This window comes from Streptomyces mayteni (genome assembly GCF_054783955.1).
In genome coordinates, this window is the sequence record NZ_BAAGPR010000064.1 from 18,926 (window position 1) to 45,631 (window position 26,706).

Sequence of the window (26,706 nt, forward strand, 5' to 3'; positions counted from 1 at the left end):
CGGGTTACCGCTGCCTGCGCCCAGTGCCCGGAGGGCCTCACTCGCAGGCATCGTAGCTGTCACCCCTCGGTCTCATCAGGATATCCGCATGGGGCTCCGACGGATCTTCGGCGAAGTGCCGACGCTCCGCGACGACCCAATCCCGCCAGAATCCGGCCAGTTCGGGACCGTCCCGCTCGCGCCCGCGGGCCCAGGCGGTCTCCGCCGGCACCCGGAGCCAGACCAGGAACGCCAGGTGGGGCCGCACCGCCCGCCGGCCCGCGCCCACTCCTTCGAGCAGCACCACGGGTGCCGGCGGGAACGACACGGCGCGGGTGAACGCCCGCCGCTCCCAGTCGTACGCCTGGTAGCCGGCCGGCTCGTCGCGGGACAGCGGGTCGAGCACCCCGGCGGTGAGCCGGTCGGTCCAGTCGAAGAACGCCTCGTGGCTGGCGAGGTCGTCGAGTCGCACCACGGGGGCGCCGCCGAGTGCCGTGGCGAGCCGGCCGGCCAGGGTGCTCTTGCCGGAGCCCGCGTGGCCGTCGATCGCCACCAGCCGCGTCCGGCCGCAGCTCGGCGGCAGGGCGGACAGCCTGGCGGCGAGCCGGTCGAGCCCGGCGCGCGCGTCCGACTCGTGGGGGGCGGGGGAGATCATCACGGAAAGCCTAACGAAGGCCGCCCCGGAGGTGTGGGCGGCTCCGGCGTCACAGGTCGACACCAATATCGCTCCGCGCGTTCGTGTGCGGATTACTGGCCGTGGCGGCGCGCACGCACGATAGTGGTGACCTGTAGCGCCTGACTCACCGCGTTCCGCAGCCGTTCGGAGACGACCCCGGGAGACAAGCACGTGACCACGACGCCACGCCGAACCGTCCTCGCCGCCGCCGTCGCGGCGGCGGTCGGCACCACCGCCAGCCTCACCACCGGTTCCGCCACCGCCGCCGCCCCCTCGGGACCCGAGCGCCGCGGCCGGCGCGCGGAGCCGGAGTCCAGCATCGAGTACCGGGGCTGGGTCACCGCGGCCGACTGGTCGTCGGGCACCGCCCAGGGCGTCTCCGTGGTCTCCACGGGCCGCGCCGGCGTGGTGCTCTCCCGGGCTGTCGGCACCGTCGACTACACCGACCCGCACACCGGCACCACCAGGGCCTACGAGTACGCCACCTGGCTCTCCCCGACGCACCGCGCGGCCACGCAGGCGACCGAGCTGATCGCCTCCTGGAACGCCGACACACCCGCCGGCACCTTCGTCCGGATCGAGATGGCCGGCCGCTACTCGGACGGCTCCGACACCCCCTGGTACACCCTGGGCGTCTGGGCCGCCGGCGACGCCGACATCCGCCGCACCTCGGTCGACGACCAGGAGGACGGCAAGTCCACCGTGTGGACCGACACCTTCGCCATCGACGACGCGGCCAGCGGGCTGCGCCTGGCCACCTACCGGCTTCGGCTGACGCTCTACCGGCGGCCGGGCGGCGGGGCGACCCCGAAGGTCTGGCGGGTGGGCGCGATGACCTCAGCCGTGCCCGACCGCTTCGAGGTGCCGGCCAGCACGCCCGGCGTCGCGGCCGGCGTCGAGCTGACCGTGCCGAGCTACTCGCAGAACGTCCACATCGGCCGGTACCCGGAGTACGACAACGGCGGTCAGGCGTGGTGCAGCCCCACCTCGTCCCAGATGATCATCGAGTCCTGGGGCCGCCGCCCCACCGCCGAGCAACTGGCCTGGGTCGACCCGGAGTTCAGCGACCCCCAGGTCTGCCACGCCGCCCGCCAGACCTACGACTACCAGTACGGCGGCTGCGGCAACTGGCCCTTCAACGCGGCCTATGCGGCCACCTACCGCGACATGCAGGGCGTGGTCACCAGGATCGCCACCCTCGACGACGCCGAGCGGCTGATCGCGGCCGGCATCCCGGTGATAACGTCCCAGTCCTTCATCGCCAGCGACCTCGACGGCGTCGGCTACGGCACCTCGGGCCACCTGATGACGGTGATCGGCTTCACCGCCGGGGGCGACGTCGTCGCCAACGACCCCAACGCCGACGACAACGCCGGCGTGCGCCGGGTCTACCAGCGCCGGCAGTTCGAGAACGTCTGGCTGCGGACCAAGCGCTACGACGCCAACGGCGTGGTGCGCGGCGGCAGCGGCGGCGTCTGCTACCTCTACTTCCCGGCCGCGCCGACGGCCGCGCAGCGGCGCGCGCTGGCCTGCGTGGGCGTCAGGTGACGACCGGCCGGCGGCGGGCGCCGCTCCGGCACGGACTGCTCGCCGCCGCCGTCGTGGCCGCCCTGGCCCTGGTGCCGGGCGCGGCCGCGGCCACGCCGGGTGAGGGGGTGACCGCCGAGACCCTGGCCACCGGCACCTCGGCCGGTGCCCTCGACCTCACCACCTCGGGCCCCACCGACGTCACGACGCGGGTGATCACCGTGGCGCCCGGCGGCTCGACCGGCTGGCACTACCACCCGGGCCGGCTGCTGGCGATCGTGGCCTCCGGCACCCTCACCCGCACCCTCGACGACTGCACGGTCGAGGTCTCGTCGGCCGGCGAGACCGTCCTCGAGCCAGCCGGCGCCGAGCACGTGCACGTCGGGCGCAACCTGGGGACGGAGCCCGTCGTTCTCTACGCGACCTACTTCGTGCCCGAGGGAAGCCCGCTGGCAGTCGACGCCGAGGATCCCGGCTGCGACGCGGGCGGCTGACGGTCGGCTACCATCCCGGTCCGACCACCCACACGCAACCCGACGTGGGCCGCCGAAACCCGGCGGCCCGGCACGTCACCTGCCGACACCCGCAGGAGGAAGCGCGATGACCCTCGCCGAACACCCGCCGGCCCCGACGCCCGTGCGGCGCCGGATGCCCGCCCCAGAGTCCCGTGAACTGCTCGGCCTGGTCCGGGAGTTGATCCGACGGGAGATCCGGCCGACGGCCGCCGACGAGGAGGCCGCCGGGATCTTCCCCCGCGAGCTGTTCTCCCGGCTCTCCGCCACCGGGCTGCTGGCCCTGCCCTACCCCGAGGAGTACGGGGGCGGCGACCAGCCGTACGAGGTGTACCTCCAGGTGCTCGAGGAGCTCGGCGCGGCCCGGCTCACGGTGGCGCTCGGCATCAGCGTCCACACCCTCGCCTGCCACGCCCTGGCCGGCTACGGCACGGCGGAGCAGCGTTCCTGGCACCTGCCGCAGATGCTCGGCGGCGGGCAGCTCGGCGCCTACTGCCTCTCCGAGCCCCAGTCGGGCTCCGACGCCGCCAGCCTGCGCACCAGGGCCAGGCGGGAGGGCGACGACTGGGTGCTGACGGGCACCAAGGCCTGGATCACCCACGGCGGGATCGCCGACTTCTACACCGTGCTGGCCCGCACCGGCGGCGAGGGCCCCCACGGCGTCACGGCGTTCCTGGTACCCGGTGGCGCCCAGGGGCTCTCCGCGGCCCCGCCCGAGCGGAAGATGGGGATGGGCGGATCGCCCACCGCCCAACTGCACTTCGACGAGGTGCGGATCGCCGACGCACGCCGCATCGGCGAGGAGGGGCAGGGCTTCGCCATAGCGATGGCCGCCCTGGACTCCGGCCGGCTCGGCATCGCCGCCTGCGCGGTGGGCGTGGCCCAGGCCGCGCTCGACGAGGCCGTGGCGTTCACCACGGCCAGGCGGCAGTTCGGCCGGCCCGTCGCCGACTTCCAGGGGCTGCGGTTCACGCTGGCCGACATGGCCACCGGGATCGAGGCCGGGCGCGCGCTCTACCTGACCGCCGCCCGGCTGCGGGACGCCGGCGAGCCGTTCGGTCAACAGGCGGCGATGGCCAAGCTGTTCTGCACCGACCTGGCCATGCGCGTCACCACGGACGCCGTGCAACTGCTCGGCGGCTACGGCTACACGGCCGACTTCCCCGTCGAGCGCTATCTGCGGGAGGCGAAGGTGCTCCAGATCGTGGAGGGCACCAACCAGATCCAGCGCGCGGTCATCGCCCGGCACCTCGTCGGCCCCGAGGAACGCTGAGGTCGGTCAGGCGGCGCGCTCCATCGTCCGCACCCCGGTGGCCGGTCGGCTGCCGGGGCCGGCGGCGTGGGAGAACGGCTGGAGCCGCCAGTCGAGGCCCTCGGGCAGCGCCACGACGGCGCTCTCCGGGTGAATGCTCGCCAGCGGCACGGGAGTCAGCCCGTCCTCGGCGGCGAGCCGCCCCGAGCCGGGGCAGATGGTCAGCCCGAACGGATTCCACGGCTTCGGGCAGAGCGCGTGCTGCGGCAGCGGCTCGCCCAGGCCCTCCAGGGCGATCGGCCGCGAGCAGTCGGGGCAGACGACGCGGAACAGATCGGCGTCGGCCCGATCGTCCTCGAAGTCCTGGTCGTCGTCCTCGAACTCCGGCATTCCGCCGGATGGTTCGGAACGGAGTGGCTTCACTGAGCGCATGTACATCCCCCTAGGACGGCGCAGCGGCGTTGGCCACAGCAAGCACTTCCCGCCCCTTTCGACGAATAATCGTGAAGACGAACCGCAGGTGGACGCGTGTTTGTGTCGTTCGTCACACAACTGTTGTGGAACTGTCCCCGGTTCTTTCCCCGGGCGTCGCGCGGAGGCCCCCGCGCCCGGATCCAGGTAGGTTACGGACCGTGGAGGAACTGGACCGGCGCATCGTGGAACTGCTCGTCAAGGACGGGCGGATGAGCTACACCGACCTGGGCAAGGCCACCGGCCTTTCCACCTCGGCCGTCCACCAGCGGGTGCGGCGCCTCGAACAGCGCGGCGTGATCCGCGGCTACGCCGCCATCGTCTCGCCCGAGGCGGTCGGCCTGCCGCTCACCGCGTTCATCTCAGTGAAGCCGTTCGACCCCAGCGCCCCCGACGACATCGCGGAGCGGCTCGCCGGGGTGGCCGAGATCGAGGCGTGCCACAGCGTCGCGGGCGACGAGAACTACATCCTCAAGGTCAGGGTGGCCGCCCCCGCCGACCTGGAGCACCTGCTGGCCAGGATCCGCACGCTGGCCGGCGTCTCCACCCGGACCACCGTCGTCCTCTCCACCCCCTACGAGGCGCGGCCGCCGCACGTCTGACCCGGTCACCGGCACCCCGCGCCAGGCGGGCCGCGCCGAGCCGGGAGACTTGGGGCATGACCGAGAGCACCGCCCCGCACGACCCGCCGCGCACCGTCCTGCTGCGCCGCGGCGAGGTCCACAGCCCAGCCGACCCCTTCGCCACGGCCATCGCCGTCCAGGGGGACCGCGTCGCCTGGATCGGCTCGGAGAGCGCCGCGGACTCGGTGGCCGCCACCGCCGACGAGATCGTGGACCTCGACGGGGCGCTGGTCACCCCCGCCTTCACCGACGCCCATCAGCACGCCACCAGCACCGGGCTCGCCCTCACCGGGCTCGACCTGGCCGCCGCCGCCGACCTGCCGGCCGCCCTCGCGCTGATCCGCGCCCACGCCGCGACCGCGCCCCCGGACGGCGTGCTGCTCGGCCACGGCTGGGACGCCGCCCGCTGGCCGGAGCGGCGCACCCCGACCCGCGCCGAGCTGGACGAGGCCGCCGGCGGCCGTCCCCTCTATCTGAGCCGCGTCGACGTGCACTCGGCGCTCGTCACCACCGCGCTGCTGCGGCGGATCCCCGGCATCACCGGGCTCCGCGGCTACGCCCCGGAGGGCCCGCTCACCACCGACGCCCACCACGCCGCGCGCCGCGCCGCGCACGCCACCGTCTCCACCGCCCAGCGCACCGCGGCGCAGCGGGCCGCGCTGCGGCACGCCGCGTCCCTGGGCATCGGCTCGCTGCACGAGTGCGGCGGCCCCGACATCTCCAGCGAGGACGACCTCACCGGGCTGCTCGCGCTGGCGGCCGCCGAACCGGGACCGCGGGTCTTCGGCTACTGGGGCGCCCTGGTCACCGACCTCAAGGAGGCCGAGGCCATCCGCGAACTCGGCGTCGTCGGCGCCGGCGGCGACCTGTTCGTCGACGGCTCCCTCGGCTCGCACACCGCCCACCTGCGGCAGCCGTACGCCGACGCCGACCACACGGGCGCCGAGCACCTGACCGTCGACGAGGTGGCGCTCCACGTCGCCACCTGCACAGAGGCCGGGCTCCAGGCCGGCTTCCACGCCATCGGCGACGCCGCGATCGACGGCGTCGTGGCGGGCATGCGCGCCGCGGCCGAGCGGGTCGGCCTCGACCGGGTCCGCGCGCTGCGGCACCGCGTGGAGCACGCCGAACTGCTCACCGAGCGGTCCGTCGAGGCGCTGGCCGACCTGGCCATGACGGCCTCCGTGCAGCCCGCGTTCGACGCCGCCTGGGGCGGCCCCGACGGCATGTACGCGCGCCGGCTCGGCGCCGAGCGCGCCGCCGCGCTCAACCCGTTCGCCGCCCTGCTGCGGGCCGGCGTCCCCCTCGCCTTCGGCTCGGACGCGCCGGTCACCCCGCTCGACCCGTGGGGCGCCCTGCGGGCCGCCGCCTTCCACCGGACCGAGCGGCACCGGATCTCGGTGCGCGCCGCCTTCGCCGCCCACACCAGGGGAGGCTGGCGGGCCGTCGGCCGCGACGACGCCGGCGTGCTGGTGCCCGGCGCGCCAGCCGACTACGCGATCTGGCGCACCGACGAGCTGATCGTCCAGGCCCCCGACACCCGGATCGTCCGCTGGTCCACCGACCCCCGCTCCGGCACGCCTGGACTGCCGGACCTCAGCCCCGGGGCGCCGCTGCCCGAGTGCCTGCGCACCGTGGTCGCCGGCCGCACGGTATACGACCGGCTGAACGAGTGATCCGGCGCCCCTCGATACCGCCGAACGATGTGCGCTCCGCCTGTCGAACTTCCGCACCCACTCCGCACTGACCTGGCCCTTTGAGGAAGACGCGCAGGTGGGAGTGCTGTTGACAGGCGGCGGTCGTCGAGGGGTAGGTTCGGCCGGGTCCACCACAGGACGTCCGGTCGGCGCTCCTCCGCGCAGTCGACGAACGCCGCTGGGCCAGAGGGCGGGGTGCCGGACCGGCGCTTCGCCAGCGGGAGCCAGGTCCAGCGGGTCCGCGGCACGGGGGCGGAAGGCTTCGTCCGTCCGGCTGGTGCGACCCGGGCGGGGCCCGGACGCTCAGTAGACAACGGCTTTCGGTCGACCCGCAGCCAGCGGGTCCCGGGTCGGACCGAAGGGCGCCGGGTCCCGATCCGCCGCTGATCGCTCTTTCGGGGTACGGTCATTCATCATCGCCCGCTCAGCAGAGAGGCCACGACCGTGCCATCGGGCCCAGACACGACGACGAGCCGTGAGACCGACGGCCCAGGTCAGGACGGTGCTCCACCCCGCGCCGCGACCGCCGTCGCGGAGACCGGCACCACCCCCGCCGCGCCCCGCCGCCCCGGTCGGCTGCGGCGGCTCGCCGGCGGCGGCCGGCGGCACTGGCGGGCCGGGGTGGAGGCCCTGGTGGCCGGCCTCGCCCTCGCGCTGTCCTTCCCGCCGTTCGACCTGTGGCCGCTCTCGGTGCTCGCGGTGGCCGCGTTCTCGCTGCTGACGCACAACAGGACCGGCCGGCAGGGCGCCTGGCTCGGCCTGGCCTTCGGCTGGCCGTTCTTCCTGCTGCTGCTGAGCTGGCTGCGGGTCATCGGCTGGGACGTCACCATCGGCCTGGCGCTCGTGGAGTCGCTGTTCCTGGTCGCGATGGGCGCCGGGCTCGCCCGCACCTCGCGGCTGCCGCTCTGGCCGCTGTGGACGGCCTGCCTCTGGGTGGCCCAGGAGTGGGCGCGGGACCGGATCCCGTTCGGCGGCTTCCCCTGGGGCCGGCTGGCCTTCGCCAACACCGCCACCCCGTTCACGCCGCTGGCCGCGCTCGGCGGCGCCCCGCTGGTCACCTTCGCCGTCGCGCTGAGCGGTGCCCTGCTGGCCTGGGCCGCGGTGCGGCTGCTCCGGGCCAGGCGGCGCGACGCCGAGGAGCCGCCGCCCGGCCCCCGGGCCCAGCTGCCGGTCGTCGGGGCGGTCGGCCTGGCCGCGGCGGTCGCCGCCGTCGGCTACGCCGTGCCGGTGCCCACCGGCGCCGACGACACCGTCTCGGTCGCCGTGGTCCAGGGCAACGTGCAGCAGCCCGGCATGGACTTCCTCGGCCGCCCGATGCTGATCCTCAACAACCACGTCGACGCGACGCTCGAACTGGCCGCCGACATCGACGCCGGGCGCGTCGAACGACCCGATCTCGTGATCTGGCCGGAAAACGCCTCCGATCTCGACCCCTACCAGAGCAGCGAGGCGCGCGTCGCCATCGAGCGCGCCGTCCAGGCGGTGGGCGTGCCCATCCTGGTGGGCGCCCTGGTCGACCACCCCACCCGGGACGGCTACGTCGAGAACCAGGGCATCGTCTGGGACCCGGAGACCGGCCCGGGCGACTCCTACACCAAGCAGCACCCGGTGCCGTTCGGCGAGTACGTGCCCTTCCGCGAGCAGCTGAGCACCTTCATCAGCCGCCTGGAGCGGGTGCCCCGCGACTTCTACCCCGGCGACCACACCGGCGTCCTCGACGTCGGCCCGGCCCGCCTCGGGGACGTCATCTGCTTCGAGGTGGCCTACGACGGCATCGTCAGGGACACCGTCAACGACGGCGCCCGGGCCCTGGTCGTGCAGACCAACAACGCCACCTACGGCAACACCGGCCAGCCGGAGCAGCAGCTGGCCATGTCCCGGCTGCGGGCCGTGGAGCACGGCCGGGCCATCATCACCGCGGCCACCAGCGGCATCAGCGCCGTCGTCGCCCCGGACGGCCGGATCGAGCAGCGGACCGAGGAGTTCACCCAGGACGTGCTGACCACCGAGCTGCCGCTGCGGGACGGCAGGACCGTCGCCGACCGGATCGGCGCGGCTCCCGAGTGGATCCTGGCCGGCGCCGGGCTCGCCGCCTGCGCCCTGGTCGTGGTGCGGGCCCGTCTGGAGCGCAAGGGCCGCCGCGGGTGACGCCGCCCGGCCGGGTGCTGGTGATCATCCCGACCTACAACGAGGCCGCCACCCTCGCCCCGCTGATCGCCCGGCTGCGCGCCGCCCGACCCGACTGCGACGTGCTGGTGGCCGACGACGACAGCCCGGACGGCACCGGCAAGATCGCGGACGAGATCGCCGCGGCCGACCCCGCCGTGCACGTGCTGCACCGGCCGGGCAAGGAGGGTCTCGGCGCCGCCTATCTGGCCGGCTTCCGCTGGGGACTGGCCCGCGACTACGACGTGCTGGTGGAGATGGACGGCGACGGCTCCCACCAACCCGAGGAGCTGTCCCGGCTGCTGACCGCGCTGCGCGGCGCCGACCTGGCGATCGGCTCCCGCTGGGTGCCAGGCGGCCGGGTGGTGCACTGGCCCAAGCACCGCGAGCTGCTGTCCCGCGGCGGCAGCCGCTACTCCCGGCTGCTGCTCGGGCTGCCGCTCAGGGACGTGACCGGCGGCTTCCGGGCGTTCCACCGACGGGTGCTCGAGGGCCGGCTGCTCACCGAGGTGGCGTCGCAGGGTTACTGCTTCCAGGTCGACCTGGCCCACCGCGCGGTGCGGGCCGGCTACCGGGTGGTCGAGGTGCCGATCACCTTCGTGGAGCGGAGCGAGGGCGACTCCAAGATGAGCCGGGAGATCGTGTTCGAGGCGCTGTGGCGCGTCACGGCCTGGGGGGTCGCCGCGCGGCTAGGTCCTGTCCCGGCGGTCTTCGAGGATCAGCCCGCGTCGTCAGATGCGGTGGATCGCAAGGCGCCGGATCGCAGCTCATACTTGGCCGTATTCGCGCGATTCGGTAACGCAGCGAGGTGCCGTAGCTGGCGGCGCGGGCCCGAAGAAGGTCGCCGGGACAGGGCCTAAGGCCCGGAGCGTTTCGGGAAGGCGCCCCGGCCAGGCACACTTGACCCATGACGACCGGCAGGCCGAACCCGTATGGCAACCAGGGCGCCACCAGCGTCCGTCCCGTCCGCAGGCGTCGCCGCGCGCTGCCGCTGCTGCCGCTCGCCGTGGCGGCCTGGGCGTTGCTGGAGATCTATCTGCTGATCCTGCTCGGCGACATCACCGGTGGGCTCGTCATCTTCCTGGTGCTGGTCGCCGGATTCCTGCTCGGCGGCGTGGTGATCAAGCGCGCCGGCAGCCGGGCCTGGCAGCGGCTCGCGGCCAGCCTGCGCCCGGAGGGCGCACCCGCGGACGACCGCGGCGGCAACGGCCTCGCCATGCTGGGCGGCCTGCTGCTGATGGTGCCCGGGCTGCTGTCCGACCTGGTCGGACTGCTCTGCGTCTTCCCGCCCACCGCGGCGCTGCTGCGCAAGGGCGGCGCCCGCTACCTGCGCCGGCGGGGTGGCCCGCTGGGCGAGGCCTACCGGGAGGCCAGGGTCGCCAGGGACCGGATGCGGGTGCGGCGGCCCGACGGCAGGGTGGTGCCGGGCGAGGTGGTCTCCGACGAGGACGAGGACCAGGCCCCGAAGGGCAACCGCGACCGCGGGGACGACTGAGACCGAGCCGAGGGGCGAACCCCTCGGCTCCGGATCAGCCGCTCGTCGAGAGCCACGCGGACGAACACGCAGACAAAAGGGCCGGGTCACAGCTGTGTGACCCGTGCCCCTGGTCTGCTCGTGGGCTCAGCGGTGGTGCCGCACGGCTAGGCCGTCTTGCGGCTGTCGCGCGGGTGCACCGCGATGTTCATCGCGCCGGAGCGCAGGACCGCCAACCGCTCGGCCAGCACCTCCTCAAGCTCCTCTCGGGTGCGGCGCTCCATCAGCATGTCCCAGTGCGTGCGCGCGGGCTTGGCCTTTTTCTCCTCCGGTCCCTCGCCGTCCACCAAAAGGGCCTGGGAGCCGCATACCTTGCATTCCCACTCCGGCGGGATCTCGGCCTCCACCGAGAACGGCATCTCGAACCGATGCCCATTTCGGCATGCGTACTCCACCGCCTGCCGCGGCGCCAGGTCGATGCCGCGGTCCGTCTCGTAGCTGGTCACCACGAGCCGCGTGCCGCGAAGAGCTCGCTCACTCATGAATCGTGCCTCCCGGGCTTGTCGCCCACAGGACAAGTGTCGCTGTCGTCATCATCAGGTCAACGTCCGGTCGGCGGTGAAGATTCCCGTTGCGGGTCATGCGTCGCCCGTCGTACCGCCCCTTCTTGTACCCACCGGCGTCCGGTTTGTCACATCTGAACAGGATATGTCACCCGGCGTCCGCACATGACGGCCCGGGGTAACGGCTCATCCGGCGGGACCGAGAGCGAAGGATACCCGTCCGGGGCCGCTCCTCGAAATCCATTCCGGATTCCGTCTCCCGGATCGCGAAGACCCGCAGGAAGAACTGCGCCAGCGGCCCGATGGCCAGGGCGTAGACCACGGTGCCGACGCCCGCCGTGCCGCCCAGCAGCACGCCCGCGGCCAGCACCGACACCTCGAGGCCCGTGCGCATGAGCCGGATGGACCGACCGGTGACCCGGTGCAGGGCGGTCATCAGCCCGTCCCGCGGCCCCGGGCCGAACCTGGCCGATATGTAGAGGCCCGTGGCCGCGCCATTGAGCACGACCGCGCCCAGCATCAGCGGAACGCGCGCCCCGAGCCCCGTGATCTCGGGGAGCAGCGACAGCGCCGCGTCCATCGTCGACCCGATCAGCAGCACGTTCGACACGGTGCCGAGACCGGGGCGCTCCCGTAGCGGGATCCAGAGCAACAGCACCAGCGCGCCCGTGATGTTCACCACCATGCCGATGGAGAGCCCGATGCGCTCGGACATGCCCTGGTGGAACACGTCCCAGGGATCGAGCCCGAGCCCGGCCCGGACCATCAACGCCATGCTCAGCCCGTAGAGGGTGAGCCCGCCGTACAGCTGGAGGAGGCGGCGCGGCAGTCGCTTCTTCACTTCTGGTCTCCCGTCGACAGGGCCCGCTGGCACGAGTGGCCCGATACGTGTCACTCTGAGGGGCGACTGGACCCGGAAACCATGGCCAATATCGGAGAGGTGGCCTGCTCTCGTGCCTCAGTGGACCTCGACCATCGGCGCCGCGCAACTCGCCAGGCTGCTCACCTCAGGGGAGGGCCACCACGGGGCCTCGACCGGGGCGCGCCGCCAGCCCGCCTACCGCGTGCTTGCGGACGGGATCCGGCTGCTCGTCCTCGAAGGGCGGGTGCCGGTCGCGGCCCGGCTGCCCGCCGAACGCGAGCTGGCCGGCGCCCTCACCGTCAGCCGGACCACCGTCGCCACCGCCTTCGAGGCGCTGCGCGCCGACGGCTTCCTGGAGTCACGGCGCGGCTCCGGCAGCTGGACGGCGGTGCCGCCCGGCAGGCCGCTGCCCGGCCGGGCGCTCGAGCCGCTGCCGCCGGACGCCGCCGGCCGGATCATCGACCTGGGCAGCGCCGCGCTCCCGGCCCCCGAACCCTGGCTCACCCGCGCCTTCCAGGCCGCGCTGACCGCGGTCGGCCCCGCCGCCAGGACCCACGGCGACTTCCCGGCCGGCCTCGCCGAACTGCGGCAGGCCATCGCCGACCGCTACGCGGTGCGCGGCGTCCCCACCATGCCAGAGCAGATCATGGTCACCACCGGCGCCATGGGCGGGGTCGCCGCCGTCTGCCGGCTCTTCGCGGCGCACGGGGAGCGGGTGGCGGTGGAGCACCCCTCCTACGCGAACGTCCTCCACCTGATGCGGGAGGCCGGCGCCCGGCTGGTCCCGGTGCCGATGGCCGACCACCTCGCCGGCTGGGAACTGCCGCAGTGGCGGCGGGTGCTGAAGGACGCCGCGCCGCGCCTGGCCTACGTGGTCGCCGACTTCCACAACCCCACGGGCGCGCTCGCCACCGACGAGCAGCGCCGCGAGCTGGTGGCCGCGGCCCGCGCCGCCGGCACGCTGCTCGTGGTGGACGAGACCATGGCCGACCTCGCCCTCGACGTGGCGCCCGGCACGTCGCTCCCGCGCCCGGTCTGCGCCTTCGACCACGGCGGCGCGGCGGTGATCACGGTCGGCTCGGCCAGCAAGAGCTTCTGGGCCGGCCTGCGCATCGGCTGGGTCAGGGCCGCCCCCGAGGTGATCCGCAGCCTGGTCGCCGCCCGCGCCTACGCGGACCTCGGCAGCCCCGTGATGGAGCAGCTCGCGCTGCACTGGCTGTTGACCGAGGGCGGCTGGGAGGAGGCGCTGACCCTGCGCCGGGCCGAGATCCGCGCCAGCCGCGACGCGATCGTGGCGGCGCTCCGCGCCCACCTGCCGGAGTGGGAGTTCGACGTCCCGACCGGCGGCCTCGCCCTCTGGGTCCGCACCGGCGGCCTCTCCGGATCCCGCATCGCCGACGTCGCGGAACGCCTCGGCGTGCGCGTGCCGTCGGGACCGCGCTTCGGGGTGGACGGCGCGTTCGAGGGCTACGTCCGGGTGCCGTTCACCGTGACCGACCCGCTGGCGGCCGAGGCCGCCACCCGCCTCGCCGCCGCGGCGCGGCTGGTCACCGAGGACGCCACCCCCGCCCTCCCGACCCCCGTCGGCTACACGACCTGAGTCCGCCCCCCGCATCGCGTGGTCCGTCCCTCGGCGGTCCCCACCGGTGCCGGTGCCGGTGCCTGTGCCGGCGGCTTGGCCGAGGGCGCGCGCCGACGGGGCCCGTCCAGCCGTGGCGCGCGGACCGCCAGCCAGTGGTGAAGTGCGTTGCGCTGCGCGCGGAGTCCGTTAGGCAGTGGCCCCGCCCCTCGCGGTGCCGTTGGTTTGGTCGAGCGCGTGCGGCGCCGGCCTGGGCCGTGCCGGTGGCCAGCGCGGATGCCCGCAATGTTCGCGCAGGCGAAGCCCGTCCGGCCGTGCCCGGCGTAACCGGACCTCGGTCGCCCGGCGGAGCCCCGGCTGCGCCCGCCGCCGGCAGGGCGGGCGGCCAGCGCGGCGCGCGCAACGCTCTGCGGGCAAGCCTGTCCGCGTCCGGCGTAACCGGACTCCGGTGGCCCGGTAGGGCCCCGGCTGTGTCGGGCGCGAGGTGTGCGCGACGCTTGCCCGGATGGAGGTCCACGTCGGCATGGACCTGGGCCGTGCCGGCGGCCAGCGCGGATGCCCGCAACGCTCACGCGGGCGAAGCCCGTCGGGTCGTGGCCCCGGTACTGCGGCCCGCGGAACCGGACTCTCGACAGCCCGGTACCCAAACCGGGTGCCGCGGGTGCCGGTGGCCCGGCAGGGCCCCGGCAGCACCGCGCGGTGTGGCATGCTCGCCGTCGGCGTGGCGGCTCCCGGCCGAAGGCCGCGGAGCCGTCGCCGTGCTTGCCCGGCAGGGCCGTGCTTGCCCGGCAGGGCCGTGCTTGCCCGGCAGGGCCGTGCTTGCCCGGCAGGGCCGTGCTTGCCCGGCAGGGCCGTGCGTGGCGTGGCGTGCTCGCCGCCGGTGGGGCGGCTCCAGGCCGGAGCTCGTGCCTGCCCGGCAGGGCCGGGGTCGTCGGTCAGGCCCGGCCGGCTAGGCCTTGGCTTCGGCGTAGCACTGCACCACCGCCGTGGTCAGCGGGAAGCGGACGGGCGTCGGGCCGAACGTGAGGTGGCCGGCCGCGGCGCCGGCGGCGTGGATGGCCTCGGTGACGGCCGGCGCCTCCTCGGCCGGGCAGTGCACGATCACCTCGTCGTGCTGGAAGAAGACCAGCTCCGCCGCCATGTCCCACAGGGACCCCCGCAAGGCGGCCAGCATCAACAGCGCCCACTCGGCCGCGCTGCCCTGCACCACGAAGTTGCGGGTGAACCGGCCCCGCGCCCTCGCCGAGGACGAGGAGCCGCCGTCGCCCACCGGCTCCGCGCGGTCCTCGGGCGGGATTCCGGCGGCCGCCGGGGGACAGGTGCGGCCGAGCCAGGTCCGCACCAGGCCGCCCTGTTCGCCGACCCTGGCCGCCTCGTCCACGTAGTCGACGGCGGCCGGGAAGCGGCGTCGCAGGGCCGCCAGCTGCCGGAGCCCGTCGCCCGAGGTCTGGCCGTACATCGCGCCGAGCAGCGCCAGCTTGGCCGCCGCCCGGTCGCCGGAGAAGCCGCCGTGGGCCAGCGCCGTGTAGAGGTCGTCGGCGCCGTTGGCCGCCGCCATCAGACCGCGGTCCCGGGAGACGGCCGCCAGCACCCTGGGCTCCAGCTGGGCGGCGTCCGCCACCACCAGGCGCCAGCCTGGGTCGGCCACGACGGCCCGCCTGACCACCCGGGGGATCTGGAGCGCGCCGCCGCCGTTGGTGGTCCAGCGGCCCGACGGCGCGCCGCCCGGCACGTACTCGGTGCGGAACCGGCCGTCCCGCACCCAGGAGCGCAGCCAGGACCAGCCGTGCGCCGTGTGGATCCGGTAGAGCCGCTTGTACTCCAGCAGCGGGGCCACGGCCGGATGGTCGACGTCGCGCAGCTCCCAGGCCCGGGTGGAGGAGAGCCTGATGCCCGCCCCGGCGAACGCGCGGATCACCTCCGCCGGCAGGTCGGGCCGCACCCGCACGCCGGGGCCGAACGCCGCGGACACCTCCTCGGCCAGCTCGGCGAGCCGCCCCGGCTGGGCACCGCCCGGATAGCGCCGGCCGAGCAGCTCGTCGAGCAGCCGCAGATGGATGTCCGCGCGCCAGGGCAGCCCGGCCCGCCCCATCTCGCCGGCCACCAGCATGCCCGCCGACTCCGCCGTGACCAGCAGCCGCATCCGCTCGGGACGCGGCACCGCGGCCGCGCGGGCCAACTGGCCCGCGTACACCTCGAGAAGTGCCGTCAGCGGATCCGCGTCGGCCGGCAACGGGACGGGCCCCGCCTCGAAGAGCGACGGCTGCGCCGAGTCCGCCGCGGTCGGCGCCGGGTCGTCGGGCACCGGCAGCCCGCGCAGCCGGGCGAACGCCGCGCTCAGCGAGCGCGGCAGGCCGTAGCCGCCCTCGTGGGCCAGGAGGAGCGCCTCCGCGGCCTCCACGTCGTAGCAGCGTGGCACCCGCAGCCCGGCCGCCAGCAGCCGCGGATAGACGGTGGCCGTGGACCGCCACACCCAACGCGTGACGCCGGGCCGGCCGCGGACCGCCTCGGCCGGACTCGGCGCCGCGACCACCGGCCCGACCGCCCGCCCGGCCTCGTCCAGCGCGCACACCCGGACCGAACCGTCGGCGTACTCCGCCAGCGCGTGTCTGCCACCCCCCGACCGATCCTCGCTCATGTGTGCGATTGTGGCAGCGGGCACTGACAACGCGGCCCGGGACGCGCCGGCCGGCCGTCAGCCCTCGTTCTCGCCCGCGATCACCAGCTCCGCCAGGTGCTCGGCGATCTCCTCCCGGTCCCCGTGAGGCAGCCCCGCGTCCGTCACCAGGGTGTCGACCTCGTCCAGCGTGGCGAACGAACTCAGGCCGGTCGTCCCCCACTTGGTGTGGTCGGCCACGACCACCACCCGGCGGGCCGAGCGGATGAAGTGCCGATTGGTCTCCGCCTCCGCCAGGTTGGGCGTGGAAAGACCGGCCTCCACCGAGATGCCGTGCACCCCGAGGAACAGCATGTCGAAGTGGAGCGAGGCGATCGCCGCGTCGGCCACCGGACCCACCAGCGCGTCCGACGGCGTCCGCACCCCGCCCGTCAGCACCACCGTCGCCGCGCCCCCGCCGCCCGCCCGGTGGCCGTCGCCCGACTGCCTGGCGTGGTGGAAGACGTCCGCCACCCGCACCGAGTTGGTCACCACCGTCAGATCGGCCACCTCGAGCAACTCGTGCGCCAGCGCGAAGGTCGTGGTGCCGCCGGACATCGCCACCGCGCTGCCCGGCGTCGCCAACGTGGCCGCCGCCCGCGCGATGGCGCTCTTCGCCGACAGTTCGAGCGACGACTTGGCCTCGAAGCCCGGCTCGTGGGTGCGGCGCTCCGTCACCGGGACCGCGCCCCCGTGCACCTTCTCCAGCGCGCCCTGCCTGGCCAACACGTCCAGGTCGCGCCGCACCGTCATGTCCGACACCTGAAGCATCCGGGTCAACTCGCTGACCCGGATGCCGCCCCGCCGCCTGACCTCGTCCAGAATCAGCGCACGACGCTGCCCGGCCAGCAAGTTCTGGTTGTCGCTCACGGTGGCTCCTCACAAGTGAATGAGTCATCCTCGCACGTCCCAACATCCCCCGATCGGGGAAGGTTCGGCGTGGCCCTGACAGGAGAGAGGACAGGTGAGGGCAGGACGGTAGGGGGAGACCGGATGAGCACCCAAGAGAACACACCAGCACCCGTGCCGGACGAGCCGGCTCTGGAATTACTCGTGCACGGCGTCGGCGGCACCACCCCGCAGGCGATGCTGGAGGACACCCGCACCACCCGGGTCACCGGCGACGCCACCGCCTGCATCCACCGCCGCACCGACGACCTCGTCGACCGGCCGTGGGACGACGAACGGCCGCTGCGCGAGGCGTACTCCTGGTCCAACCTCACCTCGGGGAACGGCGCCCGCGCCCTCTGGCTGCTGCTGCTCCCGTTCATGATCGTCAACCTCGCGCACTGGATGCGGCCGGCCGCCCGCGGCACCCGTCGCACCCAGCACGGCTTCGACGTCCTGGTGCGGCTCCTCGCGCTCACGCTCACGGTGCTCTTCACCGCCGGCGCCTGCGCCGTCGCGCTCGACCTGATCGCCTGGCAGTGCGCCGGCTCCGCCGCCTGCGCCGCCGAGAGCGGCTGGATCGACTCGCTGACCGGCGGCTGGTGGGCCCAGCCTGGCCGGCGGCTCGCGCTGGGCAGCGCGCTGCCGCTGGCGCTGATCCTGCTGTTGTGGTGGCTCTCGCACCGCACCTGGAGCGCCTACGAGTCCGCCTCCCCGCCGGTGCGCCCGCGGCCCGACGACGACGAGCCGGCCCTGCTCAGCCGCGCGGGGTTCTGGTACGGCCGCGGCATCGTCGCCCGGCTGCGCTCGGGCCACACGGCCGTCGGGCTGCTGACGATCGCCGCCGCGCTGCTCACCGCCACCGGACCGTACGACCGCGGCGCGCAGGGGAGCGGGGCGTTGGCCGCCGTCGGCTGGGTGCTGGCCGGGCTGACCGCGGCCGGCTGTCTCGTCGTCCTGGTCCAGCTGGTCAGGCACGGCCGCTCCGAGGAGGAGCGGGACGAGGCCGCCGAGCCGCGGCTGGCCAGGGCGCTGCCCTGGGGCGCCCTGGCGCTGCTGCTCGCCGTGCTGGCGCACACCGCTTGGAGCCGGCCCGAGTGGCTGACCAGCGGGCGGCACCCGGCGGGCGCGGGCATCTTCCCCGGGCTGATGATCGCGCAGGGCGTCCTCGTCGTCGCCCTGGCGCTCGCCGCCCACCGGCTGCACCGGCAGGCGCCGAGCGCCGACCGGGGCGCGCTGTTCGGCCTCGGCGCCGCTGCCGTCGGACTGCTCGCCTGCGGGCTCGGCGGGGTGCTGACCGGCGGCATGACCGAGTGGGTGGCGGACGCGCTCGACGGCTCGAACGGCGACCCGCCGGCGGCCACCATCGCCGGCCCGCCGGTGATCCTCAGCTGGCAGGCCGCCGCGATCCCGGCCTGGCTCCTCGTCGTGCTCGGCCTCGCGATCGCCGCCCTGCTCCGGGTGGTCGCCAGGCGCCGCGAGCTGGCGCCCGGGATCCGGGACCGCTACCCGGACGAGCCCTGCGAGCCGCAGGAGGACCGCAGCCGCCGGATCGCCTCCGCCGTCGCCCGCGCCGAACTCACCGACGTCGCGCCCGGGGCGGTCGGCTGGATCACCGGCTCCTGCCTGGCGCTCGGACTCGTCTGCGTCGCCGGCGCGTTCACCGGCGACCCGCCGTCGCGGGCCGCCGAGTCGGCGCCCGCCGCCGTCTCCGCCGTCGCCGACGCCTTCCAGACCGCCGGCTCCTGGCTGATGGGCGCCGGCGTGGTGCTGCTCGTCGCCCTCGGCCGCCGCGCCTACCGCGACGCCGGCGCCCGCCGCACCATCGGCATCCTGTGGGACGTCGGCACCTTCTGGCCGCGCGCCGCCCACCCGTTCGCGCCGCCCTGCTACGCGGAGCGCGCCGTCCCCGACCTGTCCTGGCGGATGGGCACCTGGATCGACAGCACCGGAGGACGCCTGGTCATCTCCGGGCACTCCCAGGGCAGCGTGCTGGCCGCGGCCGCCGTCTGGCAGCTGGACACGGCCACCCGCAGCCGGATCGCGCTGCTCACCCACGGCTCCCCGATCGAGCGGCTCTACGGCCGCTGGTTCCCCGTCTACTTCGGCCCGGCCGCGCTGCGCGCGCTCCACGACGACGTGTCCTGCTGGCGGAACCTGTGGCGCGCCACCGACCCGATCGGCGGCCCGGTCGGGGTGGCGGACGCGGGCGCGCCGCCCGTCGACCGCGGCCCGCTGGCCGACCCGCTGCACTACGGCCGGAACCTGGCGAGGCCGCTCCCCGAGCCGATCCTCGGGCACGGCGACTACGCGGCCGACCCGGCGTTCGCCGCGGAGCGGGCCGGTCTCTTCGACCGGCTGCTCCGCGGCCGGCCGGCGGCCCTGCCGGGGCAGCAGGCGGCCGAGACGCTGGCCGGCCGCGAGCCGTGACGCGGAGGGACCGGGACCCGGCAGGCCGGGCAACACCCGTTCCGGCTCGGCGGCGCCCCGAAGGAGGCGCGGGGAACGGCCTTGCCAGGTTCCGGACGGAGTCCGAGGGAGGCGCCGCCGCGTTGGTGCCACCGGCGACGGCGCCGCAGACGAAGGACGGCCCGTCGCGGCATTGCCAGCGGAGCGCTCAGGTGAGCGGCGGCAGGTCGTCGGGGAAGAGCACGGTCAGCTCCTCGGTGCTCGGGTCCTCGACCCTGGCCACCCGGCCGGCGTGCCGCTCCACCATCGCCTCGAAGGTCTGCCTGGCCGTCCGGCCGTTGCCGAACGAGGGGCCCCGGTCCATCGCCGTGAAGTACTTCAGCAGCGCGTCCTGGGTGCCCGTGCCCAGGTCGTACTGCTGCTCCTGGGCCTGCTGCCCGACGATGCTCAGCAGCTCCTCGGGCGAGTAGTCGCCGAAGGTGATGGTGCGCGAGAACCGGGAGGCCACGCCGGGGTTGACCGCGAGGAACCGCTCCATCTCGGCGGTGTAGCCGGCGACGATCACGACCACCGCGTCCCGGTGGTCCTCCATCAGCTTGACCAGCGTGTCGATCGCCTCGCGCCCGAAGTCCCGCCCCGCGTCCTCCGGGGCCAGCGCGTACGCCTCGTCGATGAACAGCACGCCGCCGCGGGCCCGGTCGAACGCCTCCTGGGTGCGGATGGCCGTGGAGCCGATGTGCTCGCCCACCAGGTCGACCCGCGAGACCTCCACCAGGTGCCCGCGCTCCAGCACGCCGAGGGCCACCAGGATCTCCCCGTAGAGCCGGGCCACCGTGGTCTTGCCGGTGCCAGGGGAGCCGGTGAACACCAGGTGCCGGCGCACCGAGGCGGCCTTGAGCCCGGCCTGCTGGCGGCGCCGACCGACCTCGATCATGTCGATCAGCGCCCGCACCTCGCGCTTCACGGTGTGCAGCCCGACCAGCGTGTCGAGCTCGGCGAGCACCTCGTCGGTCGGCCGGCCGTCCGCCGCCGGCTCCGCGGCGGGCGGGGCCGGCGGCGCCGCCCGCTTCGGCTGCGTGTCGGTGAGGCGCTCGGGTTTGGCGGCCGGCGGGGGAGCGGCGTCGGTGGCCTTCAGCCGGACGTCGGCGCCCGGCGCGGTCGACTCGTCGCTGTGGCAGTCGGTCAGCACCGGGCTGTCCTCGGCGAAGACGTAACCGCCCCTGGTGCAGCGCTCGGTGCGGCAGCGGGTGAGCTCGGTGCGGCAGCCGTCGATGATGTGGAAGCCGTAGCCGCCCGAGTCGCTGATCCGGCAGCGGGTGAACCGGCCGCGGCCGCCGGCCGAGATGTAGGCCCCGGCCTCGGCGGCGCCGCTCACCGTGCAGTCCTCGACAGTGGGGTCGGCGTCCTTGGTGACGATGATTCCGGTGCGCGCCTCGTGGATGGTGCAGCCGGTGACCGACCCGCCGCTGCCCCGGTCGCGGAACCAGGCGCCGGTGCCCACCCGTTGGACTCGGCAGGCGTCAAGACGGGCGGTGGCGCCGTCGCTCACCGAGACGGCCGAGCCGCGCACGTCCTCGATGCCGCTGTCCACCACGTCCACCCGGGACCCGCCGTCCAGCACGAACAGCGCGTCCGGCACGTGGTGCACCCGGCAGGACTCCAGCACCGCGGTGGCCCCGTCGCTCACCCAGACCGCCGGATAGTCGCCCGTGCTGTCCCGGATCTCGCAGTCGTGCGCGTCGGCGTGGCTGCCCGGGTCCCAGACCGAGAGGCCGTTGCGGCCGAACTTGCGGACGGTGGTGCGCACCAGCGTCAGCACCGAGCGGGACCGCAGGTCCAGGGCATTCTCCGGGATGTCGGAGACCACGCTGTCCGCCAGGGTCAGCACCGCGTCGGTGTCCATGGTGATGCCGTCGCCCGTGGTGGCGCCGATCCGGCAGTCGGTCAGGTGCGCGGTGGCCCGGTCGGCCAGCCGCACGCCCGTGCCCTTGAGGTCGGTGAACTCGCAGTCCACCGCGTCCACCGCGGAGCCGTCCCCGGTGACCGAGAGCCCGGCCCCGCCGGACTGCCGCACCTGGCACCGCTCCAGGCGGAGGTGGGCCGGGCCGCGGACGGTGATGCCCGGCTGGCCCGACTCCGTCACCTGGCACTCCTCGAACAGCCCGCCGCCGCCGTCCGCCACGCTGATGCCGGTGCCCGTCGGGTTGCTCACGGCGCAGTTCCGCACGGTCGGCCTGGCGCCGCCGCGCACCTCTATGCCGGCCGCCGAAGCGGTGCGCACCCGCATCCCGGTGAACTCGGGGGTGCTGTTCTCGATGAGGACGGCGGGCGCCGTGGTGTCCTGCCCCTCGATCAGCAGGTGCTGGATCGTGGCGGAGCCGCGCACGGTGAGCGGCACGCCGTCGGCCGGCGCGATCCTGGCCGGCCCGTCCTTGTCCTCGCCGGGGCCGCGCACCGTCACGGACTGCTCGATCACCAGGTTCTCGCGGTAGGTGCCGGGGCCCAGGACCAGGACGTCGCCGTCCGCGGCGGCGGCCAGGGCTTCGGTGACCGTGCTGTAGACGGCGGTCCGGCGCCGCCAGCGTGCTGTTCCGGTGTGCGTCACCTGGACCGAGCCCTTAGTCATGGACTGATGTGCCCCAAACGTGTCAACGTCAACTGAGCCGTCACCCGAGCGCGCTGCCAGCGTGCCTGGTCGCTCCACGTTAGCGCGCCGTGGACCGATGGGATGACCGGATCGGACACGGCGCGCTCGCGCCCTCTCCACGCCTCCCGCACCACGATTGTGCGCCCGCACGCCCCCTCACCCTATGTGGTAACGCACCGTGTCCCGTTGGGTGCCATGGGTGCGTCGCCGCAGGAACGTCACGCCTCGATACCCAGTAACAGGCCCTGGAAATCCCGACGTTGGCCCCCCTTTCGGGTGATTGCCCCCGTGCCCGCGAGCCTTTAGCTTCGTCGCGGGATCCCTCAATTGCCCTCTGTACGACCCACATTGGCGGTGCGACAGCATGACGACCTCGATCGAGCCGACCCCCGAAAGCGGCGCCCTGGAAAGCGGTGCCGCGCATTCGAGGCTCAGCCTCGACACGGCGGCGGCCCGGAATCTGGCGACCACGACCAAGACGCCGCCCCAGATGCAGGGGATCACCTCGCGGTGGCTGTTGAAGGTGCTGCCGTGGGTGCAGGTTTCCGGTGGTACCTTCCGGGTCAACCGGCGGCTGACGCACACCCTGGGAAACGGGCGCGTCGAATTCGTGTCCACCGGCGCCGAGGTCCGCGTCATCCCCGCCGAACTCGGCGAACTCCCGGCGCTCTCCGGGTATGCGGACGCCGCGGTGCTCGGGCTGCTCGCCGACGCCTGCGTCCAACGTGACTTCGGCCCCGGCGAGGTGCTCGTCCAGGCCGGCGACCCGGCCGACCAGGTCGTGCTCATCGCGCACGGCAAGATCGACCTGCGGGCCCCTGGCCGCTACGACACCGACGCCGACCTCGGCGTGCTGGCCGACGGCGACTTCTACGGCGACCGGGCCCTCACCGACGAGGAGCAGGGCACCTGGGAGCACACCCTGCGGGCCCGCACCAGCGGCACCGTGCTCACCCTCACCAGGGCCGCCCTCCAGGAGATCGCGGACCGCGCGCCCGGCCTCGCCGAGCACCTCGCCGGCGCCCGGGCTGTCATCCCGGCCCAGCGCAACGCCGCCGGTGAGGCGGATATCGCGTTGGCGTCGGGGCATGTGGGGGAGCCGGTGTTGCCTGGCACGTTCGTGGACTACGAGTTGGCGCCTCGGGAGTACGAGCTGAGCGTGGCGCAGACGGTGTTGCGCGTCCATTCGCGGGTGGCGGATCTGTACAACGAGCCGATGAACCAGGTCGAGGAGCAGTTGCGGCTGACGGTCGAGGCGTTGCGGGAGCGGCAGGAGCACGAGCTGGTCAACAACCGGGAGTTCGGCCTCCTCCACAACGCCGGCCTCGGCCAGCGGGTGCACACCAGGAGCGGCCCGCCCACCCCCGACGACCTCGACGAACTGCTCTCCACCGTCTGGAAGAACCCCAGCGTCATCCTCGCCCACCCCAAGGCCATCGCCGCCTTCGGCCGGGAGTGCAGCGCCCGCGGCATCTACCCGGACAGCACCGACCTGGGCGGCCACGCCGTCCCCGCCTGGCGCGGCGTCCCCGTGCTGCCGTGCAACAAGATCCCGGTCAGCCGGAGCGGCAGCACCTCGATGCTGGCGCTGCGCACCGGCGAGCAGGCCCAGGGCGTCGTCGGGCTGCACCGCACCGGAATTCCCGACGAATACCAGCCCAGCCTCTCCGTCCGCTTCATGGGAATCAACGAGCAGGCGGTGATCTCCTACCTGGTGAGCGCCTACTTCTCGGCCGCGGTGCTGGTTCCCGACGCACTGGGGGTCCTCGAGGACGTCGAAATCGGGCACTGAGCCCCCGGTCAGGCGGCGCGGGTCGGAGACGGCCCCGCCGGCCCTCCCGGAATCCGGCTTTCCACCCTCTGAGAACACCCTCTGAGAAGACAAGGAAGAACCCGCGTGAACTCCCCGCTCGACCTCGCGCCCACCAGCCTCGAAACGGCCGCCGCCCGGAATCTGGCGACCACCACCAAGACGCCGCCGCAGATGCAGGCCATCTCCTCGCGGTGGCTGTTGAAGGTGCTGCCGTGGGTGCAGGTTTCCGGTGGCACCTTCCGGGTCAACCGGCGGCTGACACACACCCTGGGAAACGGGCGCGTCGAATTCGTGTCCACCGGCGCCGAGGTCCGCGTCATCCCCGCCGAGTTGACCGAACTCCCTCCCCTGCACGGCTTCGCGGACGACCGCGCGCTCACCGCGCTGGCCGACGCCTGCGTGCAGCGCGAGTACGCCCCTGGCGACGTCATCGCCGACCACGGCGGGCCGGTGACCGAGGTCCTGTTGATCGCCCACGGCAAGGTCCGCAGGCTGGCCCCCGGCGCCTACGACGCCGAGGCGGGCCTCGGCGTGCTGGCCGACGGCGACCACGCCGGCGCCGAGGCGCTGAGCGGGGAGCCGGGCGACTGGCCCGTCACCCTGCGCGCCGTCACCCGCTGCACCGTGCTCGCCCTGCCGCTGGCCGAGGTCCGGGCCCTGGCCGACCGGAACCCCGCGCTCCGCGCCCATCTCGAGGAGGTCGCCACCCGCTCGACGCCCGCGACCAACCGGCGCGGTGAGGCGGATATCGCGTTGGCGTCGGGGCATGTGGGGGAGCCGGTGTTGCCGGGCACGTTCGTGGACTACGAGTTGGCGCCTCGGGAGTACGAGCTGGGTGTGGCGCAGACGGTGTTGCGGGTGCACTCGCGGGTGGCGGATCTGTACAACGAGCCGATGAACCAGGTCGAGGAGCAGTTGCGGCTGACGGTCGAGGCGTTGCGGGAGCGGCAGGAGCACGAGCTGGTCAACAACCGGGAGTTCGGCCTCCTCCACAACGCCGATCTCGGCCAGCGCATCCCCACCAGGAGCGGCCCGCCCACCCCCGACGACCTCGACGAGCTCATCTCCCGCCGCCGCAAGACCCAGTACCTGCTCGCCCATCCGCGCACCATCGCCGCCATCGGCCGCGAGTGCAGCGCCCGCGGCGTCTACCCGGGACACGTCGAGGTCGACGGCACCGCGCACCGCGCCTGGCGCGGCATCCCCATCCTCCCCTGCAACAAGATCCCGGTGACCGCCGCCGGCACCAGCTCCGTCCTCGCCCTGCGCACCGGCCAGGAGAACCAGGGCGTGGTCGGCCTCCACCAGACGGGCATCCCCGAGGAGTACGAGCCCAGCCTCAACGTGCGCTTCATGGGCATCAACGACCAGGCGGTGATCTCCTACCTGGTCAGCGCCTACTTCTCGGCGGCCGTCCTGGTGCCGGACGCCCTCGGCGTCCTGGAGGACGTCGAGATCTAGCCGATCCGCCGCCTAGTGACCCGCCCCCGGCTCCGACCAGTAGCCGGGGGACGGGTACTGGTGCTGCTGCTGGGTCGGATAGGGCGCCTGCGCCTGCGCCTGCTGCTGGTACTGACCTGGCATCTGGCGCGGCGCCGCCGGCCGCGGGGCCGCCGGCCGCATCTGCTGCGGGGCGGGCGCCTGCGGAGCGCCGGGCGACTGGTAGACCCCGGCGGAGGGGTAGGGGCGCGGCGCCTGCGCCTGCTGCGGGAGGTACGGCGCGGCGGGCGGGAGGTACGTGGCGGGCGCCTGCGGGGCCGGGGCCGACAGCTGCGGCCTGGCCGGCGCGGCCTGGTAGCCCTGGTATCCCTGGTAGCCGCCGGTCGACTGCGGGTGCGGCTGCGCGTGCGTGGGCGCGGTCGGCAGCGCCGGCAGGGCCGGGGGCAGCGCGGGCTGGCCGGCGGCCGGATAGCCCATCGGTTCGTACGCGGCCGGCACCCGGATCGGCGCGATCTGCGGGGTTCCCCGCTCGGCCACCAGCCTGTCGTAGATGGGGGTGTCGGGGAACGACGGTGAGGAGTAGCCACCGCCGTAGGGGCGCGGGGAGGTCATACCCCATAAGTTAAGCCCACCATGTGGTCGTTGGGGAGACCGATTAGAGGGTCTTTTCGCGGGGTTGGGAGGCCTACGGCGCTCAATCCGAAGGATTCCCGGAAAAAACGTCGATGGGCGTTCAGATGATGTTGTTTCGGGGGTCGCCCAGCGGGAGATCTCGGCCGAGATGGCATAGTGGGCGGTGTCCGCAGAACAGGTGGCGTGACGACGGCCACCCGACGGAGGAATCCACGATGCTCAAAGGTGCGAACGTCCCCGTGCCCGCCCGGTCGGTCCGCGTCGAGATCGGCTGGAACTCCTCCGCCGGCGTCCCCGACGTGGACGCGTCGGCGCTGCTCCTGGCGGGGGGCAGGGTGCGTTCGGACGACGACTTCGTCTTCTACAACCAGCCCCGGCACACCTCAGGCGCGGTGCGGTACGAGGGCAAGCAGCCGCAGGGTACCGCGGTGACCGACCGGCTCGCCGTGGACCTCTCCGCCGTGGAGCAGGACATCGAGAAGGTGACCGTGGCCGCCTCCGCCGACGGCGGCACCTTCGGCCAGGTCCCCGGCCTGCACGTGCGGGTGCTCGACGCGGACAGCGGCGCCGAGATCGCCCGCTTCGACAGCCAGGACGCCAGCACCGAGACCGCGTTCGTGCTCGGCGAGCTCTACCGCCGCCAGGGCGCCTGGAAGTTCCGGGCCGTGGGCCAGGGCTACGACAGCGGGCTCGCCGGCCTCGCCACCGACTTCGGGATCTCCGTCGACGACGAGCCGGCCCCCGCCCCGGTCCCGGCGCCCACGCCCGCCGCGCCGCAGCCGCCGGCCCAGGCCCCGGCGCCCGCCCAGGCCCCGCCGCCCTCCCCGTACGGCGCGCAG

21 protein-coding genes are annotated in these 26,706 nt (G+C 74.3%); 13 read left to right on the plus strand and 8 right to left on the minus strand.

Annotated features, from left to right (window positions below; all coding sequences use genetic code 11):
• Positions 1–37 precede the first annotated feature (37 nt).
• Positions 38–634, minus strand: coding sequence for a uridine kinase family protein (locus ACYVPE_RS25165; protein WP_461035982.1), 597 nt, complete (start codon positions 632–634; stop codon positions 38–40).
• Between the two features lie 192 nt (positions 635–826).
• On the opposite strand from ACYVPE_RS25165, the gene ACYVPE_RS25170 reads away from it, so the two are divergent.
• The 3 genes from ACYVPE_RS25170 to ACYVPE_RS25180 all read left to right on the plus strand — a co-directional run bounded on the left by ACYVPE_RS25170 (position 827) and on the right by ACYVPE_RS25180 (position 3,967).
• Positions 827–2,203, plus strand: a complete 1,377-nt coding sequence (locus ACYVPE_RS25170; protein WP_461035983.1) for a peptidase C39 family protein — start codon at positions 827–829, stop codon at positions 2,201–2,203.
• The gene (locus ACYVPE_RS25175; RefSeq protein WP_461035984.1) at positions 2,200–2,676 is read left to right on the plus strand and encodes a cupin domain-containing protein; all 477 of its coding nucleotides are present in this window, start codon (positions 2,200–2,202) and stop codon (positions 2,674–2,676) included. Before ACYVPE_RS25170 ends, ACYVPE_RS25175 begins: the two co-directional genes overlap by 4 nt.
• 106 nt (positions 2,677–2,782) lie before the next feature.
• Positions 2,783–3,967 carry an acyl-CoA dehydrogenase family protein gene (locus tag ACYVPE_RS25180; protein WP_461035985.1) on the plus strand — a complete coding sequence of 395 codons (1,185 nt, stop codon included), beginning with the start codon at positions 2,783–2,785 and terminating at the stop codon, positions 3,965–3,967.
• A 6-nt stretch (positions 3,968–3,973) separates the two neighbouring features.
• On the opposite strand, the gene ACYVPE_RS25185 is transcribed toward ACYVPE_RS25180, so the two are convergent.
• Positions 3,974–4,336 carry a hypothetical protein gene (locus tag ACYVPE_RS25185; protein ID WP_461035986.1) on the minus strand — a complete coding sequence of 121 codons (363 nt, stop codon included), beginning with the start codon at positions 4,334–4,336 and terminating at the stop codon, positions 3,974–3,976.
• Positions 4,337–4,578: 242 nt separating this feature from the next.
• Between ACYVPE_RS25185 and ACYVPE_RS25190 the strand changes: the two genes are divergently transcribed.
• The 5 genes from ACYVPE_RS25190 to fxsA all read left to right on the plus strand — a co-directional run bounded on the left by ACYVPE_RS25190 (position 4,579) and on the right by fxsA (position 10,398).
• Entirely contained in the window at positions 4,579–5,019 is a 441-nt protein-coding gene (locus tag ACYVPE_RS25190) for an Lrp/AsnC family transcriptional regulator (RefSeq protein ID WP_461035987.1), read from the plus strand.
• Positions 5,020–5,075: 56 nt separating this feature from the next.
• Positions 5,076–6,716, plus strand: a complete 1,641-nt coding sequence (locus tag ACYVPE_RS25195) for an amidohydrolase (RefSeq protein ID WP_461035988.1) — start codon at positions 5,076–5,078, stop codon at positions 6,714–6,716.
• A gap of 465 nt (positions 6,717–7,181) precedes the next feature.
• Positions 7,182–8,885 carry an apolipoprotein N-acyltransferase gene (lnt, locus tag ACYVPE_RS25200; protein ID WP_461035989.1) on the plus strand — a complete coding sequence of 568 codons (1,704 nt, stop codon included), beginning with the start codon at positions 7,182–7,184 and terminating at the stop codon, positions 8,883–8,885.
• Positions 8,882–9,763 carry a polyprenol monophosphomannose synthase gene (locus tag ACYVPE_RS25205; RefSeq protein WP_461035990.1) on the plus strand — a complete coding sequence of 294 codons (882 nt, stop codon included), beginning with the start codon at positions 8,882–8,884 and terminating at the stop codon, positions 9,761–9,763. Before lnt ends, ACYVPE_RS25205 begins: the two co-directional genes overlap by 4 nt.
• Positions 9,764–9,810: 47 nt before the next feature.
• A complete protein-coding gene (gene fxsA / locus ACYVPE_RS25210; RefSeq protein WP_461035991.1) occupies positions 9,811–10,398 on the plus strand; it encodes an FxsA family membrane protein in 588 nt (195 codons plus the stop codon).
• Between the two features lie 146 nt (positions 10,399–10,544).
• Here the strand turns inward: fxsA and ACYVPE_RS25215 are convergent, their stop codons facing one another.
• Both ACYVPE_RS25215 and yczE read right to left on the minus strand, forming a co-directional pair.
• Positions 10,545–10,919, minus strand: coding sequence for an RNA polymerase-binding protein RbpA (locus tag ACYVPE_RS25215; protein ID WP_132818429.1), 375 nt, complete (start codon positions 10,917–10,919; stop codon positions 10,545–10,547).
• 169 nt (positions 10,920–11,088) lie between these two features.
• Entirely contained in the window at positions 11,089–11,715 is a 627-nt protein-coding gene (gene yczE, locus ACYVPE_RS25220; protein ID WP_461036004.1) for a membrane protein YczE, read from the minus strand.
• A gap of 178 nt (positions 11,716–11,893) precedes the next feature.
• Between yczE and yczR the strand changes: the two genes are divergently transcribed.
• Positions 11,894–13,402, plus strand: coding sequence for a MocR-like transcription factor YczR (gene yczR, locus ACYVPE_RS25225; RefSeq protein WP_461035992.1), 1,509 nt, complete (start codon positions 11,894–11,896; stop codon positions 13,400–13,402).
• 928 nt (positions 13,403–14,330) lie between these two features.
• Here yczR and ACYVPE_RS25230 read toward each other — a convergent pair.
• Positions 14,331–16,019 (minus strand): bifunctional 3'-5' exonuclease/DNA polymerase, encoded by a 1,689-nt coding sequence (locus ACYVPE_RS25230; RefSeq protein WP_461035993.1) that lies wholly within the window; start codon positions 16,017–16,019, stop codon positions 14,331–14,333.
• A 57-nt stretch (positions 16,020–16,076) separates the two neighbouring features.
• Positions 16,077–16,907, minus strand: coding sequence for a DeoR/GlpR family DNA-binding transcription regulator (locus ACYVPE_RS25235; RefSeq protein WP_461035994.1), 831 nt, complete (start codon positions 16,905–16,907; stop codon positions 16,077–16,079).
• A gap of 123 nt (positions 16,908–17,030) precedes the next feature.
• On the opposite strand from ACYVPE_RS25235, the gene ACYVPE_RS25240 reads away from it, so the two are divergent.
• Positions 17,031–19,355 carry a hypothetical protein gene (locus ACYVPE_RS25240; RefSeq protein ID WP_461035995.1) on the plus strand — a complete coding sequence of 775 codons (2,325 nt, stop codon included), beginning with the start codon at positions 17,031–17,033 and terminating at the stop codon, positions 19,353–19,355.
• 187 nt (positions 19,356–19,542) lie between these two features.
• Here ACYVPE_RS25240 and ACYVPE_RS25245 read toward each other — a convergent pair whose 3' ends face one another.
• The gene (locus ACYVPE_RS25245) at positions 19,543–21,960 is read right to left on the minus strand and encodes a right-handed parallel beta-helix repeat-containing protein (protein WP_461035996.1); all 2,418 of its coding nucleotides are present in this window, start codon (positions 21,958–21,960) and stop codon (positions 19,543–19,545) included.
• 385 nt (positions 21,961–22,345) lie between these two features.
• On the opposite strand from ACYVPE_RS25245, the gene ACYVPE_RS25250 reads away from it, so the two are divergent.
• Both ACYVPE_RS25250 and ACYVPE_RS25255 read left to right on the plus strand, forming a co-directional pair.
• Positions 22,346–23,773, plus strand: a complete 1,428-nt coding sequence (locus ACYVPE_RS25250) for a family 2B encapsulin nanocompartment shell protein (RefSeq protein ID WP_461035997.1) — start codon at positions 22,346–22,348, stop codon at positions 23,771–23,773.
• Between the two features lie 105 nt (positions 23,774–23,878).
• Positions 23,879–25,255 carry a family 2B encapsulin nanocompartment shell protein gene (locus ACYVPE_RS25255; protein ID WP_461035998.1) on the plus strand — a complete coding sequence of 459 codons (1,377 nt, stop codon included), beginning with the start codon at positions 23,879–23,881 and terminating at the stop codon, positions 25,253–25,255.
• A 12-nt stretch (positions 25,256–25,267) separates the two neighbouring features.
• Here ACYVPE_RS25255 and ACYVPE_RS25260 read toward each other — a convergent pair whose 3' ends face one another.
• A complete protein-coding gene (locus ACYVPE_RS25260) occupies positions 25,268–25,846 on the minus strand; it encodes a DUF6643 family protein (protein WP_461035999.1) in 579 nt (192 codons plus the stop codon).
• A gap of 236 nt (positions 25,847–26,082) precedes the next feature.
• Between ACYVPE_RS25260 and ACYVPE_RS25265 the strand changes: the two genes are divergently transcribed.
• Positions 26,083–26,706 (plus strand): TerD family protein (locus tag ACYVPE_RS25265; RefSeq protein WP_461036000.1); only part of this gene is annotated, 624 nt, incomplete at its 3' end.